Annotated in this window: 14 protein-coding genes; 6 read left to right on the forward strand and 8 right to left on the reverse strand. The window is 65.5% G+C overall.

Annotated features, from left to right (window positions below):
* Positions 1-453: 453 nt before the first annotated feature.
* Positions 454-1,659: an MFS transporter gene (locus CFP71_RS21110; protein WP_244199764.1), complete on the reverse strand. Its 1,206-nt coding sequence runs from the start codon at positions 1,657-1,659 to the stop codon at positions 454-456.
* Between the two features lie 44 nt (positions 1,660-1,703).
* Between CFP71_RS21110 and CFP71_RS21115 the strand changes: the two genes are divergently transcribed.
* Entirely contained in the window at positions 1,704-2,597 is an 894-nt protein-coding gene (locus CFP71_RS21115; protein ID WP_093935583.1) for a LysR family transcriptional regulator, read from the forward strand.
* A 284-nt stretch (positions 2,598-2,881) separates the two neighbouring features.
* On the opposite strand, the gene CFP71_RS43645 is transcribed toward CFP71_RS21115, so the two are convergent.
* From CFP71_RS43645 to CFP71_RS43655, 4 genes are read right to left on the reverse strand one after another with little or no spacing between them, the layout of a single operon-like run.
* The gene (locus CFP71_RS43645) at positions 2,882-3,724 is read right to left on the reverse strand and encodes a hypothetical protein (RefSeq protein ID WP_143267132.1); all 843 of its coding nucleotides are present in this window, start codon (positions 3,722-3,724) and stop codon (positions 2,882-2,884) included.
* Positions 3,711-4,256 (reverse strand): GTP cyclohydrolase II, encoded by a 546-nt coding sequence (locus CFP71_RS45620; RefSeq protein ID WP_093935584.1) that lies wholly within the window; start codon positions 4,254-4,256, stop codon positions 3,711-3,713. Before CFP71_RS45620 ends, CFP71_RS43645 begins: the two co-directional genes overlap by 14 nt.
* Positions 4,234-5,115 carry a hypothetical protein gene (locus CFP71_RS43650; RefSeq protein WP_143267133.1) on the reverse strand — a complete coding sequence of 294 codons (882 nt, stop codon included), beginning with the start codon at positions 5,113-5,115 and terminating at the stop codon, positions 4,234-4,236. Before CFP71_RS43650 ends, CFP71_RS45620 begins: the two co-directional genes overlap by 23 nt.
* A gap of 24 nt (positions 5,116-5,139) precedes the next feature.
* On the reverse strand, positions 5,140-6,153 hold the full coding sequence (locus CFP71_RS43655; protein WP_143267134.1) for a PfkB family carbohydrate kinase: 1,014 nt from the start codon (positions 6,151-6,153) through the stop codon (positions 5,140-5,142).
* A gap of 1,570 nt (positions 6,154-7,723) precedes the next feature.
* On the opposite strand from CFP71_RS43655, the gene CFP71_RS21130 reads away from it, so the two are divergent.
* Together CFP71_RS21130 and CFP71_RS21135 are read left to right on the forward strand one after the other, a co-directional pair.
* Positions 7,724-8,863, forward strand: coding sequence for a glycosyltransferase (locus tag CFP71_RS21130; RefSeq protein ID WP_244199765.1), 1,140 nt, complete (start codon positions 7,724-7,726; stop codon positions 8,861-8,863).
* Entirely contained in the window at positions 8,860-9,465 is a 606-nt protein-coding gene (locus CFP71_RS21135) for a TetR/AcrR family transcriptional regulator (protein ID WP_093935587.1), read from the forward strand. Before CFP71_RS21130 ends, CFP71_RS21135 begins: the two co-directional genes overlap by 4 nt.
* 7 nt (positions 9,466-9,472) lie before the next feature.
* On the opposite strand, the gene CFP71_RS21140 is transcribed toward CFP71_RS21135, so the two are convergent.
* Complete coding sequence (locus CFP71_RS21140; RefSeq protein ID WP_244199766.1) at positions 9,473-12,709, reverse strand: CHAT domain-containing protein; 3,237 nt, start codon at positions 12,707-12,709, stop codon at positions 9,473-9,475.
* A 45-nt stretch (positions 12,710-12,754) separates the two neighbouring features.
* On the opposite strand from CFP71_RS21140, the gene CFP71_RS21145 reads away from it, so the two are divergent.
* From CFP71_RS21145 to CFP71_RS21155, 3 genes are read left to right on the forward strand one after another with little or no spacing between them, the layout of a single operon-like run.
* Positions 12,755-13,105, forward strand: a complete 351-nt coding sequence (locus CFP71_RS21145; protein WP_093935589.1) for a hypothetical protein — start codon at positions 12,755-12,757, stop codon at positions 13,103-13,105.
* Complete coding sequence (locus CFP71_RS21150; protein ID WP_093935590.1) at positions 13,102-13,995, forward strand: hypothetical protein; 894 nt, start codon at positions 13,102-13,104, stop codon at positions 13,993-13,995. Before CFP71_RS21145 ends, CFP71_RS21150 begins: the two co-directional genes overlap by 4 nt.
* 5 nt (positions 13,996-14,000) lie before the next feature.
* Positions 14,001-16,250, forward strand: coding sequence for an ATP-binding protein (locus tag CFP71_RS21155; protein ID WP_482746721.1), 2,250 nt, complete (start codon positions 14,001-14,003; stop codon positions 16,248-16,250).
* 35 nt (positions 16,251-16,285) lie between these two features.
* On the opposite strand, the gene CFP71_RS21160 is transcribed toward CFP71_RS21155, so the two are convergent.
* Both CFP71_RS21160 and CFP71_RS21165 read right to left on the reverse strand, forming a co-directional pair.
* The gene (locus tag CFP71_RS21160; RefSeq protein WP_093935592.1) at positions 16,286-17,158 is read right to left on the reverse strand and encodes a poly(ethylene terephthalate) hydrolase family protein; all 873 of its coding nucleotides are present in this window, start codon (positions 17,156-17,158) and stop codon (positions 16,286-16,288) included.
* Between the two features lie 1,224 nt (positions 17,159-18,382).
* Entirely contained in the window at positions 18,383-18,817 is a 435-nt protein-coding gene (locus CFP71_RS21165) for a cysteine dioxygenase family protein (protein WP_244199767.1), read from the reverse strand.
* Positions 18,818-18,839: the final 22 nt, after the last annotated feature.

An 18,839-nucleotide genomic window follows, 5' to 3' on the forward strand; every position in this document is an offset into this window, starting at 1 on the left:
TCCTGGCGGTCAGGCCTGCCCTGCTACCCGCCGGCGGAGGTCCTGTGGTCGGAAGACAGCAGGACCTCCGTGCGCCGGTGTTTGCGGGTACGTGAGGGCTAGCGGTAGGTCGTGTGGCGTTGCGCTCCGGCTGCCGGCGCACTATCCCGGCATGCATGGGCGGGGACAAAATCCCGGAAGAGCCGTGAAATTCCGAAGTGGACTGAACGACCTCGCTAGCGCGAAGACGACACTTCCTACCCCTAGGTCTTTGAAGGTCATAGTCAAGAGCCGTGGCCGACGCGCTGTTCGCCGATCCCGCTGACCCTCGAGGCGCACGCGTGAGCCGACGTACGTTGACACGGCTGTTCGTCCATGAAACCGGCATGAGCTTCGACCGCTGGCGCACCCAAGCTTTGTCGAGGGGCGGCATCCGAGCCGACTTTCCGTACGGTCGCGAGCAACTACTGAACGTCAGCCGGTCGTAGCGAGAACCAGCACCGCCCCGGCCGCGAACACCGCGCCGAGCCACATCACCGCCGAGGTCCCGGCGGCGTCCGCGGCGAGCCCGCCGACCATCGCGCCGAGCGCGATCGCCGCGTTGAACACTCCGGCGAACAGCGCCGACGTCGCTTCCCTGGCCTCCGGCGCGGCCAGCAGCATCCATGATTGCGAGGCCACCGAGACACCGCCGTAGGCCAGGCCCCAGACCACCAGCAACGCTGCCGCGGCGAGGGTGGTCAGTCCCAGGAGCGGAACCAGTGCCATCGTCGCCGACAAAGTCGCGCCGAGGGCCAGCAGGGTCGCCCGTGGTGATCGTGCCGCTCCGGCGCCGGAGGCGAAATTGCCCGCGATCCCGAAGAGCCCGTAGACCAGGAGGAGCGTTCCGATCTGTCTCGCGCTCACTCCGGCCACCTCTTCCAGCACCGGCCGGACATAGGTGTACGCGGCGAAATGCCCGATGACGATCAGCGCCACCACGATCAGTCCGAGGCGCACCCGCGGCACATCTGCCAGCCGCAGCATCGTGCCCAGGCGGACGTCCTGTTCCGTCGGCAACGACGGCAGTGACAGCGCCAGCGCGGCCAGTACCACCAGTGAAAGACCGCCTGCGCCGACGAAAGCGGCCCGCCAGCCGAGCAGATCCCCGAGGTAGGTACCCGCCGGTACGCCCAGGACGGACGCCACGGCGATTCCGCTGAAGATCAACGAGGTCGCGGACCCGATCGACTTTGACGGGACAAGCCGTGCGGCCAGGCTCGCCGCGATCGCCCACACTCCGCCCATGCCGATGCCGACCAGCACCCGAGCGACCAGCATGACGCCGAACCCGGGCGACCACGCCGCCAGCAGGTTCCCGGCCGTCAGCAGTGCCATCAGCCCGCACAGCACGGCCCGCCGGTCGAACTTCCCGAGCGCCGGGATGAGCAGGGGAGCGGAGACGGCCGCGACCAGGCCGGTGACCGTGAGCGTCAGCCCCGCCGTGCCTTCGGTGACCCGCAGGTCGCGGCTGATCGGGGTCAGCAAACCCACTGGCAGCATTTCCGACGTGACCACGGTGAAGGTCGCCGCGGCGAGCGAGCTCACCGCCGGCCAGCCCTTCTTCTGTCTGGTTTCCCTGAGCGCCATGTGTTCCAGGCAACCGTCGAGGTCGGCCGGGAACAACGGCCGATGTCTCATCCTTCTATGAGCGGGACTAATGGATCCAAGGGTGGAGGAAACCGATGAGCGGCCTGGAGATCCGTGAGCTGGAAGCGTTCCTGGTACTCGCCGAGGAACTGCACTTCGGCCGGGCGGGCGAACGCCTGTACGTCTCTCAGAGCCGGGTCAGTCAGCTGCTCCGCTCGCTGGAAGGCCGGATCGGCGCGGCGCTCGTCGAGCGCACGAGCCGCCGGGCGGAACTGACTCCGCTAGGGGAGAAGTTCCTCGCCGAACTGCGTCCGGCCTACGAGGCTCTTCGGGCCGCGGTCGATCACACGCGCGCCACCGCGCGAGGGGACGGCGGCGTGTTGCGCATCGGTTTCCAGGGCACCATCGACGACCATCTCGCGAACGCCATCGGTGGATTCGAGAAGCGCCACCCGGACTGCGCGGTGGAACTCACCGAAATTCCGCTGGCCGATCCGTTCGGTTCGCTCCACCGTCGGGAGGTCGACGCCGCGGTGGTGCTGCTTCCGGTGGAAGAACCGGATCTGGTGCTCGGTCCGGTTTTCTCTCGGCAGCCTCAGGTACTCGCCGTCTCGTCTCGGCATCCGTTCGCCCGCAGGGAGTCCGTCACCGTCGAGGAACTGGCGGAATGCCCTCTGATCGGGATCCGCGACCCGGCCCCGGAATACTGGCGCCACGCCCAGGCCCCTGAAATCACCCCCGAAGGGCGCCGGATACCGCGCGGGCCGACCGCCGGCACACTGCAGGAAGGCATGGGCCTCGCCGCGGCGGGCCAGGGCGGCATGATGCTGTGCCGCTCGACGGCCGAACACCAGGGGCGGCGGGATTCGGTCGTATTCGTGCCGCTCACCGGGCTGCCGGAGTCAGTGCTCGGAGTGGTCTGGCACGCGGAGGACAGCGGCCGGGCGCGCGCCTTCGCAGGGGAGATCGCCGTTCGGGCTCGAAGCTGACGTCGTCCTGCGGTCCGTCCGGTCTTCAAGTCCGGCTTAGTGACACCGGATTGCGTGCCCCGGGGGAAGACTCGTCCAGGATCCGAAACTCTGATGCGCCGACGACGGCCGAGTCGTCCGTTCACGTGCCGGAGGACCAAACCCGCTTGTGCGAGGATTAATTCGCAGACGAAGCCCGCGGCTGGTCAAGGGCGGGCCGATCCCGCCAGCCCGACCAGCCTGTGGAGACCGCGGATCCGACGTGGTCGAGTCGTCCGGGGAACCGAGTGGGTGAAATGAGCTCCTCAATTAATGGGTGCGGCGGCATCCCACATGGCCAGCACCTCGGCCCGGTAGAGGTGCAACCACCTGTTCCCTTTTCCTTTATGTGAAAACTTCGGTTTATGTGAGCCGCCTTGAACTTGGAAGGTGTATCTCTGTATGTGCACTGCGGCTTCGTCGGTGCTCCAGTTGAACATAAAGCCACCGTAAGGGAGGAGAAACGGTATGACTCGGATCTCCACAAGTTGTGGATACTTCTCCTGAATCTTCTTGTAGTTTGACAGGGATGATTGAATTCGAGAAAGTTCCTGTTGCTCCAATGCCTCTCCGGGAAACCGCATGGCGGTCATCTTTACCGCCGCCGTGCAGTTCGGGTCGAGAAGAAGTATGCGCATCCTGCAACCCTTCTGAAGTTTCTCCTGAATCAGATTGTAGTAGCGAATCAGGATATGGCTTTGGTGAACTCCGAACAAGAAGACTTCGATTGCCGTCCCGAAGTCCGAGTCGAGTGTTTCGGGAAAAGAGATGTTAAGAACGCCTTCGCCTTCTTCGGTAGTTGAAGGGGGTTGACCGTTCGGAACATCCATTTGCGGCCTTAGGTCGCCGGCGGAAAGCGCTTGTTGTTCACTTAAAGTGATCGACTTGTATGCCGTTGTGAGGCACGAGAGCAGGGCAATGATGAAGACAATGGCGCTGGTGATCGTAATTGATGGCACTGAATTACTCAGGCCGACGGTGAAGCCCGCTCCAGAGGCCGTGGCAAAAGTGAATGAAACACCAAAAATTAGAAGGTATGCCGGCCTTGTCGCCAGTCCTTTGGCGATGGTGGTCGCGGGCAATTCCGTTGCGTCTTCAGCCGGGTTCATGACCTCGCTCCCCTTTTTTGGTCGCTTCGGGAGTCTCGATCGTTCTGGAGACGACCACGCCGGACTCCTCAAGAAATCTGCGCTTCAACGGGTTGTTTGTGAGTAGTACTATCGATGCGACTTTGAAGTGAGTCAGAATACTGACCGCGTCAGAGTAATCTCGGGCGTCTGCTCGAAATCCAACAGCCTCATAGGCGGCAGATTGTGACAAGCCGAGCCGCTTGTTCGGCTCTGCCAGCATTTTAGCCAAGTGGCCGTTCCCGCGACCTTCTTGTTCGAGCCAAATTATTATTCCGCGTCTGGCCTTGATCAGTCTGGCCTGAGCGTGGTCCATCTGCGCGGAGCAATCACATGAAATTGAACCGAGGGCGTGAGCCGACAGGCATGACGAGTGAACTCTGCACAGCACGTCTTTGGCGCCGCAAATTTCACCGACGGTGAGCGCGACAGACTGGCAGAGGCCATTGTAAAATAAGCTCTCAAGAAAGACTCCGTGTCGGGTGGTGATACTATCTTGCGCTAAGAAAATCACTCCGCATCTCCAAGTCGGAAAAGAGGCTTACGCCGTCACTTGTGTCCAGCGGTCCAACTTCTTCCCAGAGTTCATCGTGCATGCTTACTATTGGTCGCACGAAGAATTTTTCGCCGTCGGAGCCGACGGTCTCCCTGTCGAACAGGTCGGTCACTGCTTGAAGCTTGGCTCCCTGGACATGGAATACCAGATCGCGAGAGTCTTGTGATTGTCCGTATTCTTTTACCTTGAGGCCGAGATCATAAATAACCTCATCGAAGGCCGGGTGAAACTTGAGATGCCCGCCTACTGCCTTGTAAAATATCGCACCTGACCTGCGTAGGTTCTTGACCGCCAGTTGGAACAGGTAGTGAGGCTCGTTCTCTATTACGCACTTCAGTCTGGCCAGTACGCCGGGGCTGAACAGTACTAAATCGCTGCTATTGACCTTGTCGCGCAACCTGCTGTCGACATCTCCGACTGCGGATGGAGCCAGGCCGCCGACGCTGTCGCCATAAGTAAATCGGCCTTCTGTTACGAGTCGGGTGCCCATTTTTGCGAGCTTGGACTCTGGGATCGCGATTAGCCTGGGTGGCAACTCTGGAATACTTGTGTCGATAGAACTATATTCTCGTGCGGCGACCTTGAGTCGCTCTGGCGTTGCGTTGAGGTCGCAAAATCGACGGTTCTCTGCGCGTAGAAATGTAATTAATTTCTTGAGTGCTGCTCCCTGGATTTCCCAGCTGAAGATAAACCAGGATTTGTACTCGATCAGCCCTTCCCGCTGAACCCAAATGCGGCGTACCTCTGGCGTTGTCTCGGGTAAGCCATCAATCGAATGCGTCATTGTTACCAACTCTGTGCTAGATTTGATAGTCATTTGACAAATTCTTTCTGCTTGGTTCTAATGTTTCCATTGCGACAGGATGAACTTGTACTCGCTTCCGGATATCTCGCTTCCAGACGGGTATCCTCCAGCGCGAATCGCTGGTCCGGAGTCGGTTTCCTTCAGTGGGCCATCGGGCGAGTAGATAATTGAATACTCGATACTGAGTGATCCGAATCTAATCACGACCCAATGTTGCTCTGCTAAGTGTGGCTTCAGGAGATTGTAAAGGCGCTCGGCCTCCTGGTGGCTTTCGGTGGGATGGCAATTAGTGCCGAACATTTGAGCCAGTGTGCCCAGTTCCACGGTTACCAGGTTCGCTCCGAAGAGAAGTCGAAGTACTTCATCTCTGTCGGCGTGGTCGATTATGTTATGGGGAACCACGTCTATGGCCAGCAGGCAACCTGCGCTTCGAGCAGCTTGTGCTACTAGATGTGCTGATGTGGACGAATCTGGAGAAGCCAGTAACAGGCAATCCATGGTCAGCATGTCGGATCCAAGGGCCGACGGAAGGTTTTCATGGATCCAGTCCGGATCCATTGACAAGTATGGAGACCTTGGGCTGGCTACGGAAAAACGACTTTTCGAAGCAGGGGTTTCGGAATCGCAGAATAGAGCGATAGTTGTTCCATTTGGGGTATCAACTTCTTGAAGAGTCGAACTGGTTGCTGCCTCGTTCACGGCCAGCCGAAGGTTGTCTGAATAGCTGTCCATGCCGAGAGCGGAGACTACGTGTCTCGAATTGAAGTAAGGAGCAAACGCTCGACACATCGATAGTGCTGTCCCGCCAGGGGTGATCGAAACTTCTCTGTAGGCCGTGTATTGAGAGCACGCGGGCCCGAAATCGTAACTGCCAAGTTGGACATTCACGTCGACCCGAAGGTCGCCAACGATGGTAATCGAGAACTTGGGCCCCGCTGACTTGCCCGCCAAGGTCGAGTCGGTCGGGGACTGCGACAAAGGGGTTGGGTCAGGTGACGCTGGGGTGTCATGCAGTCTCCATCTCATAGGCCGGTTGTCGACGTTGGGCATTTACCTGTTATCCTTTGACGTGTTTTAGACCAGCTGCAAGCCTTTGTGATGTATCGTCAATAGTGACCTTATTTTGGTTGAGCAAGTTTGCTGACAGTGCTCCGAATTTGGTCTGGCTATTACCGGGTTTTTGAACGATATCGCTCTGGTTGGCAGGAATCAGTCCTGGCGAGAGTTCGGAGATCATCAGACTCGGATGCCTGATGATCATTTTTTCGTACCCCGCACCCTCGGTCCTTCCCGGTTTGAGGCCTGCTCGTTTCAACACTGTCACTGTGTGCCGTTCGTAGAACCATAGCGGACCTGGTGTTGCCAGACGGACACGCAGGTCTGACAACTTCGCGACGTGGGTTCGAGTAGGTATCACGGAGAGTCCGTATTGGCGTGACCTGTCACCCGTTCGGTTTGCGTATTCGCGCGATATGCTAAACGGGTTGCACTGCATGTAGTTGATTGGCGTTATCTCAAAGCGGCTCGGTTGGCGCTTCTCGGCGACTTGGCAAGGGTGTACCTGCGCTTGGGCGCCGCGTTGATCCGTCTGTGTCATACCACTCATCCAAATGGGTTGGTATCTCAACCGCCGCGGCAGGCAGCGGCCGCCCGACCGATTCCCCCGCATCGAAGTCCAGGACGGCAGCACGACCGTGTCCGCTGGACTGTGTCGCACACACCGAATTCCGTTGGCTCACCTGGCGAACCATCTCCTTGGAGGAAACTGCCTGATGGCTCGAAGCGGCCAAGTCATCAGTGGAAACCAACTCCGCTCGGATGGGGACAACCGAGATCGGGCAGGCGGGCCGAGTGCGGCATGGGACCGATCCGGCTGTGGAGCGCCGCTGACGAACCCTGTCTTCTGAAGGTCCTACTGCTGGTCTCACTCGTTCTGGTAGCCGTCATGCCCGCCATATCGATCATGCGGTATGTCTGATTTCAGGTGCCGATTCGGTATTTTTCTCATCTGGGTTGTCGGCGTGAGTGTGGGGTCGACGGTGTTGTCGTTCGGGGTGCGGTCGGCGTTTCATGGGGGTGGTGTGGTTCGGGTCTGGCTGGACTCAAGGTGCGGGATCGTGTTTCTCGGGGGTCATTTTCGGGGGATGCCGCTGCTCGTACCTCTCGCCGGGGAAGCCAGGTGCTGTCCGTGCTGCGCGAGGGCCAGTTCCGAAGGAGACCGGAAACCTGGCTACGGCTGCTTTCTGGATGAGTCCTCACAAGTGGATCTGCCGCGATACCACTGGAGGACTATCTTCGAAATTTTTCGCGCTGCCGGCCGCCCGGCAGCCGTCGCGACATCGAGACGAGGTCGCTGTCATGGACCACGGCGGCGCGAGGGCGACGGTGCAGAAACCCAGTGCGCGGCACGCCGCCACCTCCTCCATGCCGACGAACTTGTCGACTGTCCCGAACGGCAAGCTCGCTCACGGCCAAGTCGTGTCGGGACCAGCCGGACATGGTCAGCAGCACCGGTGTAGCGCACGCACATCCGACCACTTTTTTGCTGTCCGCAGGGGGCTGAGCGCAACGTCGACGGGAGAAGCAGCCGCTGCCGCGGCACGAGACAACTATTGGATAGATGGCTACTCTGATCAATGTGCGCATCCTCTTCTCAAGTGTTCCGCAGCACGGTCACCTGCTGCCGCTGCTCCCGCTCGCGCGGGCCTTCCGGGATCGTGGCCACAACGTGGCTGTGCTGACCGCGGCCGGAATGGCGCCGGTGCTCGCGCCGCAGGGTCTCGACCTGCTGGCCGCCGGTCCGTTGCCGGACGTGCTGTTCGCCGAGGTCGCGCGGCGTACCGGGGCCGACCCGGCGATGAACCCCACGCCCGACTCGGTGGCCGAGTTCTTCGCGGGCACCCGTGTCGACCTGACCGCGGACGAGGCGCTCGCCGTCACCGCGGACTTCCGGCCGGACCTCGTCGTGTCCGAACTGTGCGACTACGTGGGGCCCCTGGTGGCGGCTTCGACGGACACGCCGGTCGCGACCCTGGCCTTCGGGCCGCCGCTGCCGCCGCCGTTCACCGACGCGATGGCCGCCATGGCTCGCTCGCGGCACGAGGAGCGTGGATTGCCGTGGCGGCCCGGCAAGTGGTTGCTGGACACGTGGCCCGCGTCGATGCGCGCCGAGGAATGGCGGCAGCCGGAGGGATGGCTGCCGTTGCGGCCCGAAGCGTTCCGGGAGCCGGGTGCCGAATCGGCGAAACTCGCTCCGTCGGAGCGGCCCCGGGTGCTGGTGACGTTCGGGACCTTCTTCAGCCAGCCCGACCAGCTCAGCCCGTTGCTGCGCTCACTGTCCACTTTGGACGTCGAGATCGTGGTGACGCTCGGGCTCGCCGCACGGCCCGAGGAGTTCGACGTCGACCCCTCGCGGATCACGTTCGTCGGCTTCACGCCGATGGACGACCTGCTCGACGGCGCCGACGTGGTGGTGACGCACGGAGGGGCGGGCACGACGTCCGCCGTCTTGTCGAAAGGTGTGCCGCTGGTCGTCCTGCCGCAGGGCGCCGACCAGTTCTTCCAGGCCGAGCGGGTGGCCGCCGCCGGTGCGGGGATCGCCCTTCTTCCGCCGTCGCAGACGCCGGAGGCGACGGTGGCCGCGGTCCGCACGGCGCTGGAGGACGTGGACGTCCGCGAGTCCGTGCGGATGATCGCCAAGGAGATCGCCGCCATGCCCGCCGCGCCCGACGTCGCCGCGACGCTGGAAGCGAAGCCATGACCAGGCCGTACCACTCGCCGCGCCGCGTGCGGGAGGCCGCCGAGACCCGGCGGGACATCCTGCGCGCGGCCACGGACTTGTTCTCCGCCAACGGGTACGCCCGGGTCACGGTCGCCGATATCGCCAAAAGGGCAGGCGTCGCGCCGCCGACGGTGTACGCGAGCGCGGGAAGCAAGTCCGAAATGCTGCACCGCATCATCAGTGAGTCGGTCGAGCGGACCGACGCCGCCACCGTCGTCGAAGCCGTCGGGCGGACCGACAGCCTCGCGACGGCGTTGACGCTGGTGGCGAACGGCACCCGGCTGGGCAACGAGAATTCCCAGCAGGTCATCGAGATCCTCTTCGCGGCGCTGCCGGTGCACGAGGACGGCGAGCAGCTCTGGCGGCAGAGTACGGCCCAGTACCGGCAGGCACTCACCGCCATCGCCGAAAGCTTGCGGGACAAGGGCTTCCTGACGGCGGAAGTCTCCTACACGACCGACGTGCTGTGGTTCTGCTTCGGTTTCAACGCGTGGCGGACCCTGGTCAGGGAGTGCGGCTGGAGCTGGGACGACAGCGAGCGGTGGCTGGCCAGGCAAGCCATCACGATTTTCGCCGGCTGAAGCACGGTCAGGGACCGTTGTGGATGAGCGAAGCCCACAGATCCGGCCGATCCGGGTGAGCGGCGCGCAGGTCCAGGGTGGCTTGCCGGACGGCGTGGGCGGCGGAGTCGGCGGAAGGCTTTCCGTCCAGGTGCCGGTAGATCTCGCGCGCGGTGGTGGCCGCGATGTCGTCGGCGATCGGCCACAGGGTGGCGATGACGTGGCGGAAGCCCGCCAGCTGGAACGCCGACGCCAGGTGCAGCGACTCGTCGGCTTGAGCGATGCCCGGATTCGCGGTCGAGCAGGCGGACAGGTAGGCGAGTTCGGCGTCGGCCAGCCGGAGACGGCTGATCTCGGACAGGGTCAGGACTTCGTCGTGGAGCTGGATTCCACTGCGGGAAGGGACGATCAGGTCGGCGTCCGCGTGACAGGCGAAATGGGCCCACGTCGCCGCGCTCAATTGGGCGAGGACGGCGTCGGCCGTGGCGTTCTCGTCGATCAGCAGCGGCAGGCCGGGGTGGGCGCTGTGAAGGTGTTCCGCTTCGCCGACGGTGGCCGGTAGCGGAGACGCGCCCGGCGCATCGCGGACGGCGACGGTCAGTTGCCTGCGTTCGGTCGACGGCGGACGGGATCGGGCGTGGGACAACGTGCGCAGGGTCGCCGTATAGGAGGAGACCACGGCGTCCAGCGCGCCCGGTTCGCCGGGACGCCCGGCGGCGTGCCACGGGAACAGGCCGAGCAGATCGGTCGGCATCCACCACACCCGTCGCGTGGCGGGTAAAGCGGTCAGGATCGGGGCGACGGCGACTTCCCACAGCCAGCCGAGTATTTCCGGGATGACCCGCCGCTGGTGCAGGACGGCGGCGAACCCGCTTCGCTGGTTGACGTCGATGAGGTGCTGGACCCGCTCGTGCAGTCCGGCGCCGCCGAGGCCGGGCAGGCGGACGAGGATCGGGTCGCCGGTGGCCGTGACGATGATCGCTTCGCCCTGGTGGAGGTTCGTGTTGACCAGGACCACCGCGCCATCGGCCGCCGCCGTCCGCAGTTCGGGGAACGCCGGTGTCGCGAGGGAATCGGTGCCGAGTTCGGCGACCAGCAGGATGCCCCGCCCTCGCTCGGCCGCCTCGACCGCACCCGCCGGATCGTCGAAGGCGCAGTGCGCGGCGATGCTTTCCCGCACCAGCCCCGTGTACTGGCCTATCCGGTATTCGCGGTCGCGCCAGTCCGCGCCCGACGGCGGCAGCGACGACAACAGCGCGGCGGCCGAGTCCAGCAGCGCCGCGGCCCGGCGGTGGTCACCGAGCACCGTCGCCACCCGGCCCGCCACGTGATACGAGCGCACCCGCTGCGTCGCCGAAGCCGTGGCGGCCGATTCCACGATCACGTCGATGAGGGGATCGAGACGGCCCTCGTCCACGGGACGGCCCGTGGTGTCGGCGAACTGGTGGTGCGCTTGGCCGAGGTTCGCGGACATCATGGCCAGTTCGGGGTGATCGGTCGGCAAGGACGCCAGCGCCTGCTCCTGGAACTCGATGCCGCGTCGCATGTCCGCCACGTCGGCGGAATGCCGGTACCGCAGTTGGTAGACGGTGTTGAGCTCGGACAGGCACCGATGCCGGGTGGGGTGATCGGCGGGCAGCGTGTCCAGTGCCAGATGGGCGAGTTCGATCGCCCGGTTCAGGTTGGCGACGTCGCCGTGGTGGTTGTACTGGTCCCGGTACGCGGCGGACACCGTCCGGACGGTGACGATCCGCGTCGGGTCTTCGGCGGGAATGGCGGCCAGCGCCCGCTCACCCAGTTCGATGGCGTGCGCGCGGTCGGCGGACGCCTCGGTGTGCTCCGCCCGGCTCCGATAGGCGACGCAGAGATTGGACAGCGACGTGACGCGGGTCGGATGCCCCTCGGGCAGCAGCGCGAGTGCTTCCTCGTCGACGTCGATGGCCTGCTGGAGATCCGAGAGCAGGCCGGTGTGCCCGTAGAGTCGTTGCAGCGCGGGGCTGAGATTGCCCAGCGCGCTCGCGCGGTCCGGGGAACCGGCCGGACTCGCCGCCACCGCCAGCCTGCCGTAGTCGATCGCGCGCCGCAGCTGGGCCAGGTCCTGCGTCGCCTCGTACAGATAGCGACAGGCCAGGTTGAGCATGGACGCCGGCATACCGCGCCGCATGTCGCCGTCGGGCAGCGATGCCAGCGCGCGCTCACCCGACTTCACGGCACGGCGCAGATCGGCGACGTCGCCGAGCCGCTGGAATCGCTCGCGGTACAGCACGCACAGGTCGGTCAGCGGCTTGAACAGGCCCGGGTCCGCCGCGTCCGCCCGCTCCTCGAGGTCGATCGCGTGCCGCAGATCGGCGACCTCGCCCAGGCGCTCGTACCGGCGGAAGTGGATCGCGCCGACCCGGGCGAGACTGCTCGCGTGCTCCGGGTCCCCGGCGGGCGTCCGGGCCAAGACCCGCTCGGCGCAGTCGATCGCGGCGCTCAGGTCGCCGAGGTCGCCGGTCCTGATCGACCGCTCGCAATAGGTGTCGGCGAGATTGGACAGGCACGCCACGCCCTGGGGGTCGTCGGCGGGACACGAGGCCACCGCCGTCGTGGTCAGTTCGATCGAGCGGGTCAGATCCGGGATCGCGTCGGTCCGTCCGTAGCGGGCGCGATACGCCACTCCGAGATTCGACAGGATTCCCGCGAGTTCCTGGTGATCCGCGGGGAGGAACCGGATCGCGCGTTCCCCGGTCTCGATGGCGTGCTCCAGATCGTCCACCTGGTGGGTGCGCCGGTAACGCCACTGATAGCCCACGATGAGCAGCGCGATCCGGCTGGCGGCGCGAGGGTCTTCGGTCCCGGCGACCGCCGCCGACAGCAGCATGATCCCGGCGTCCAAAAGCCGCGGCTCGGGATCACGTGACCCGGCGAGCAGCAGGTCGCGGCCGATCTCGGACTGGGAGTCCGCCTCGGCGGCCGGGCCGATGAGCGCCCGCACCGGCTCGGGCAGCGCGGCCGGCCGGTCCGCCACCCGGGTGAGGAAAGTGAGAGACCTGGCCAATTCCGGGTATTTGCCGTCCGTGGTCAGCACGGAGCAACGGAAGAAATGCCACCAGCCGAGCACTTGGCACGCGGCTGTCCCGAGATCGTCGCCGGACAGCGCTATCGGCGCCAAGGCGTCCGCGTCGGCCGTCGCCGCCGCCGTGAACAACTTTTCCGGCTCGCGCGAGCGTTGGAATTCGGCCAACCGTGCGGACAAACGATTCAACGCCTCATAATGTGCCACCAGCCGATACCGTACCCAACACGGGAGAGAACGGGGTAGAACCGGATGGACGACGCCGAACGGCAAGTGGTGGCACGGTTCTGCCTCGATCTGCCGAATCTGCGCGCCGAGGTCGCGCGGCTCGACGAAACGAAGCTCGCGCAATTGACCCGGATAGAGCGGGCCGCGGCCGAAGGGCGCCCTATTTCCGGCCTGCTCAGCCGGTATTTCGGTATCGACCCGGCCACCGGAAACCGTTCGCTGCACGGCGGACTGCCCGGCTCCGGCACCGGACGGGCCCACGAAGAACTGTTCGGCTGCCCGCAAGGCCATTGTTCGCGTGAGGAACGGCCGATTCCCGCCGGACCGGTGCCCCGATGCGGGCTGACCGACTCGGCGATGAAGCGGCTTCGATGAGCGACTTCTTCAAAGAACTGGCGAAAACCCTCGCGCAGCGGTGGGTCGGGCTGCTGTTGGTCCCCGGCGCGCTGTTCGTGGTGGGTGCGCTCGTCGGTGTCCGGCTCGGGCACGCGCACGCACTGGATCTTTCGATGGCGTCGCAGGCGTTCACGGCGGCGGCGACGTCCGTCGCGGGCCGGGCGGGCACCGTGCAGGCGGTCGTGTTGGTCGTGGCGCTGCTCGCGTCGGCCGGTGTCGGTCTGCTGGTCCAGGCCATGGCGGGGGTCACCCGTGGACTGTGGCTGGGGCAGTGGCCGGGAGCGATCCTGACGGCCCGGCGCGTCCGGAAATGGGAACAGCGCCTGCGGTACCGGCAGAAGCTGGAGGCGGCGGAACCGGCGGCGTCCCGGAGTGCCTCGGCGCAGGACAAGATCGATCGTGCCACCGCGCGGATGAACGCGGTCGCGATGGCGCGGCCGGGGAGGCCGACCTGGATGGGCGACCGGATCCACGCCGTGGAGGCGATCGCGGCCGGACGCTATGGCCTGGATCTCCCGTTCGCGTGGCCCCGGCTGTGGCTCACCATGCCGGAGACCGCGCGGGCCGAGATCTCCGCCGCCAACGGGGCGTTCGCGGCGGCGGTCACGGTCGCCAGCTGGGCCTGGCCGACGCTGCTGCTCGGCGCGTTCTGGTGGCCCGCGATCGTGGTGGCGGTGGTGATCGGAACGACGGGCTGGGTCCGCGGCCGGGCCGCGATCACAGATCTGACCGCGCTCGCCGAATCCGCGCTCGACCTCTACGGCTGCGCGCTGGCGACCGCTGTCGGTGTCGAGACCCAGCGGACCGCCGGGCCGATGGAGGTCGACGAGGGCGCGCAGGTGACCGCGATCTTCCGCAAGGGGCGATGAAACGCGTGGCTGACGGTGGGCCCCTGACGAGTTACGTCGGCCGGGCGGAGGACGAGAACGAGGTACGACGGCTGCTCGGCGTGGGACGACTGGTCACCTTGACCGGCGCCGGCGGTGCGGGCAAGACACGGCTGGCCGCCCAGGTCGCCAGTTCGCTCACGCGGGCTTTCCCGGGCGGTGTGACGGTCGCCGGACTGGGTGAGCTGCGGGACGAACGTCTCGTCGCGCGCGCCGTCGCGGACAGCCTGGGCCTGCACGACACGGCGGCGAGGACGGACCTGGAGGCCGTGGCGTCGTATCTGCGTCCTCGCCGTTCGCTGCTGGTGCTGGACAACTGCGAGCATCTCCTCACCGGCAGCGCGGAGCTGGTCACGACACTGTTGCGCGACTGTCCGGACCTCGTGCTCCTGGCCACCAGCCGCTGCTCCCTGGGGATCGCCGGTGAGCAGGTCTTCACGATCCCGTCTCTGTCCTTGCCGTCCGAAGAGGCGAGGACACCGCGGGAGGCGCTCGCGTCCGGGGCGGTGCGGCTGTTCGCGGAGCGGGCGGGCAGCGTCCTGCCGTCGTTCGAGGTCACCGAAGACAACGTCGCGGACGTCGTCCGCCTCTGCCGACGGCTCGACGGACTGCCACTGGCGATCGAGCTCGCGGCGGCCCGGATCCGCGTCCTGTCGCCTTCGCAGATCGCGGACCGGGTCGAGCGGAACTCGGCCGTGCTGGCCACCGGTCTCCGGCTGCCGGTCGAGCGGCACCGGACGCTGCGCGTCACCCTCGATTGGAGTCACTCCCTGTGCACCGCGACCGAGCGGACGGTCTGGGCACGCTGTTCGGTGTTCGCCGGGCAGTTCGACCTGTCCGCAGCCGAGGACGTCTGCGGCCTGTCCGAAGCGGCCGCGCTGGACGCGATCGACGGGCTGGTCGACAAATCGGTACTGATCCGTGTCGACGGCACGGACCGGGTCCACTACCGGATGCTCCGGCTCCTCCGTGAATACGGCGCACAACGGCTTTCCGACTCCGGTGACGAGCTCGCCGTGGCGAGGAAACACCGTGACCACTACGCCCGGCTGGTCGAACAGGCTTCCGGCAGCTGGTTCGGACCCGGCCAGGACGAGGCGTACGAACGTCTGACGGCCGCGCACGCCGACCTCCGCGAAGCACTGTCGTGGTCGCTCCGCACTCCTGAGGAAAGCCCGGTGGCGCTGGAGATGGTCGTCGGGGTGATCGAATACTGGCTGGCCCGCGGCGCGGCCTGGGAAGCGCGTGACTGGATCGACCGCGCGCTCGCCGCGATGCCGCCGGACTCGGCGGGCCGGGCCCGGGGTCTGGCGATCGCGTCCCTCTGCGCCGCGCTGCACGCGGATCTGCCGCGGGCCCGGGAGCGGTCGGCCGCCGCCGAGGCGATCGAGGACGACGACGCCGCGCCCTACGTCGCCCACGCGAGGGCGTTCGTGATGATGCTGTCCACCGAGCCGAATTCACTGACCCACGCGGCGAAAGCCGTGCGGATCTTCGGCGAGCGGGGCGATGTTCGACGCCAGATGCATCCGATGTTCCTTCAGGGGGTCGCGCTGGCCTACCGAGGGGATCTTCCGGGGGCGCGGGCATTGCTGGGCTCGATGCGGTCGCTGTGCGAGGAGGCGGGGGAGTACCGGTATCGCTCTATGGCGCTGTTCGGATCCGGGGTCGCCGAAGTCGGTTTCGGCGGCGATCTCGACGAAGGCGAACGGTTCATCCGTGCCGCACTGGAGATCGACCTCCGCACGTCCGACGTGCTGTCCGCGGCGTACCGGGTCGACGGTCTCGCCTGGGTGGCCGCGCGGCGTGAGGACTGGGTCCGTGCCGCGGAACTGTTCGGAACCGCCGCGACGCTCTGGGAGCGCTGCAATGCCGAACCCGACGTGGCCGTCTCGGCCACCCACCGGGCGTTTCACGAGGCCACCCGGAAAGCCTTGGGGGAGAAGAAGTTCGACGCCGCGTTCGCCGAAGGGCGGCGGCGGAATCCGCACGAGGTCCTGCACACTCGCCCGGTGGCGGCGCCTGACGGCGAACAGCGTGTCCTCCCGCCGCTGACCCAGCGCGAGACGGAGATCGCGCGGCTGGTGGCGGCGGGGCTGGGCAACCGGGAGATCGCGACGAGGCTGGTCATCGCCCGGCGGACGGTGGAGACGCATCTCCAGCACATTTCGCACAAGCTCGACTTCACCAACCGGACGCAGCTGGCCGTCTGGGTCGCCGGGCAGGACCCGCTGTGACCTCCGAAACCCCGGAGGTCACAGCGGGCCGGTGTTCAGCCGATCGGGCAAGTTCCCTTGTAGACGGCGATCTTCGGGTCGTTCGCCGGTAACGGACAGAGGAACTGGTCATACCTGGTGTCTTCGTCCACGAAGCGTTTCATCCACGAGATGCTGTACTTGGCGATCGTCACGTTCGGCTGAGTCGGGGCCATGTGGCCGACGCCGGCCAGGAGCACGTACGCCTTGTTCAACGACTCCGGAAGGCTTTGGTAGAACGGACGAGAATGCGTGCCGTCCGGCGCGATCAAATCGTTCTGGGCACTGACGACGAAGGTGGGGACCTTCACGTCGGAGAACGTCGTGTTCGGATTCCAGCCGGTCAGCGGGATGGCCGCCTTCAACGCCGGTGCCTTCTGGGCCGCGATCAGGGAACCGCCGCCGCCCATCGAATGCCCCATGACGGCGAGCCGGTTCGGATCGACGCGGCTTTTGGCCCGGCTCTTGTCGGTGACGTACCGCAGTGCCGCGAGCAGTTGCTCGGACCGGTTGTCCGGGGTGTCCCAGGTGCTCTTCGTCGAGAAGGTGATGACGACGAAACCCTGGGAAGCCAGCCGCGGGCCGTACCAGGCGATCGCCGCCTCCGATTCGAGGAAACCGGGCGCTATCGCGATCACGCCGAACGTACCCTGGGCGGTTTCGGTCGGGAAATGAATGGTCCCCGCGCCGAAACCCTGTCCCGCCGGGACCTTCTCGGTCTCGGTCCGGAACGGTCCGCGATCCGCCTCGATACTGGAATTCGTCGGTGCCGGGCCGCGGGCATAAGGACTCTCGTCGGCGACGGCGGCACTCGATGTCCCCGGTACCGCGACGAGAAGTGCTGTCACCGCACCGAGAACGCCGGCGACCCACTGTGGTCCACGCTTCATCGCGCATGTCCTCTCGGGAAAACCGTTCCTGGAGCGGAACGGATTCCCAGATATAGCGGAACGGCGAGAGGGTGCGCGTCGTGGAAACTACTGAGAAACGGGACGTTGTGCGGAACTGTCACGCGGAAAGCAATTCTTCGGAGCGAGGCTGTCGCTCCGGTGACAAAAGCCGGTCCTCGACGACCGGCTTCCGCCGTCTCCGTGAGTGGGCCACCGGGGTCCGGAGTGGCCCGCTTCAGAGCGTGCCCTCCGGCCCGGCCTGATCGCTAGCCGTTTCGCGCACGCGAATGGCCGGAAAACGAACTGTCGAGGGGTACGTCGCACGTTGGCGTGGCGGGCGGGTGGGCGGCTTTTCCTCATGTCGGGTCGCTGAGTGTGTCTCGAACGCCACGCTTGGGACGCTGAACGTCTCGGATGTGGCGCTCAGGACGTGCTGTCCTGGCATTCGGGTGCAGTACGTACGGGCAGGAGGTCGCGACACTCGAACCCCGGCGGGCACGAGAGCGGTCGAGCACGACACCCATGCCTTGCGGCCCAATAGAACCCGATGCCACGTAGCCCGAATTGATCTCGGGCGGATCTTGATCGTCGCTGGTGACGGTCGCCGCAGGGCACACGCTTGGTCACCCTGGGGCTGACGGGGGCCGACCAGGCTCCAGTCGTCCACTGTGGACATTCGTCGCTGACCGCATGTCTGATTTGCGAATAAATGGGTGATTTTATCAAGGGGTCGTGAGTGGTAATTCGGGTTAGAACGATCATTGTCACTCACGACCCGCTCGCACGACTACGCAAAGCGCCCAAATCGGGCGATGCGATCCCAGCTGGAGTCCCTTGTGGACAGTCGTTCCCGGATTCACTGCCGGCGGCTTGTCCAGCTTGATCGCTTAGATCGACAGCCGCCGAAGGGCGCGTTCCAAGATCAACTTAAGCTACGTGGCATTGGGTTCCGACCCGAATCGCCACCCACGGCCACCTCGACCCGACGTTTTTGCCTTTCGGTTCACTGCCCGGCTACCGGTGTGACGTTCAAGGGCCCGGTGAGGTCGCCGCGCCCGCCGAGACCTGCTCGGCGCTTGCCGGGGTCGCGCGGCCGGATACCACGCCGCCCGCCGGAATACCTCCGGCGATCAGACGAAGAATTGGTAGACCCGCATTGTGCCGTCGCCGGAAAATGTCGGTGGCGGCGTCGAGATGAGCGCATTGGTCGAAATGGAGCAATGCTCAGGAGCTATACGTCGGCGCGGTGCGTACCTGGTAATTGCGGCGCACGCTCGTACCCTTGCTGAGGTCGGCGCCGTAGACGTGCAAAGTGATGGCGACGGTGTCGCCGGCGTTGTGCACCTGGTGGATGTCGTCGGGCGGCGCCACGCCGCTGACCGAACCGGTGGGGCGTTGCCGCTGGGCTGTCCGGACCAGTCGATCGCCCTCGATGTCGAAGATGTTCTCCGTCTCGGTTCCTTGGAGCACAAGGAAAGTGCACCACACCAGGTGATCGTGGATCTCCGTGCGCTGGCCGGGCCGCCAGACCAGGGCGGTGATCGAGAAGTCGGCTTCCGCGTGCAGCGTGTTGCGGGTGTACCCGGCCGCGGACCCTTCCCGCTCCGCCGCGGTGAGCAGCCGCGGTGTCGGCCGGAGTTCGGTGAGAACGGAAGCCACGGCCTGTGCGGTGACAAGCGGT

Origin of the sequence: Amycolatopsis thailandensis (assembly GCF_002234405.1) — a bacterium.
Lineage (GTDB): Bacteria > Actinomycetota > Actinomycetes > Mycobacteriales > Pseudonocardiaceae > Amycolatopsis > Amycolatopsis thailandensis.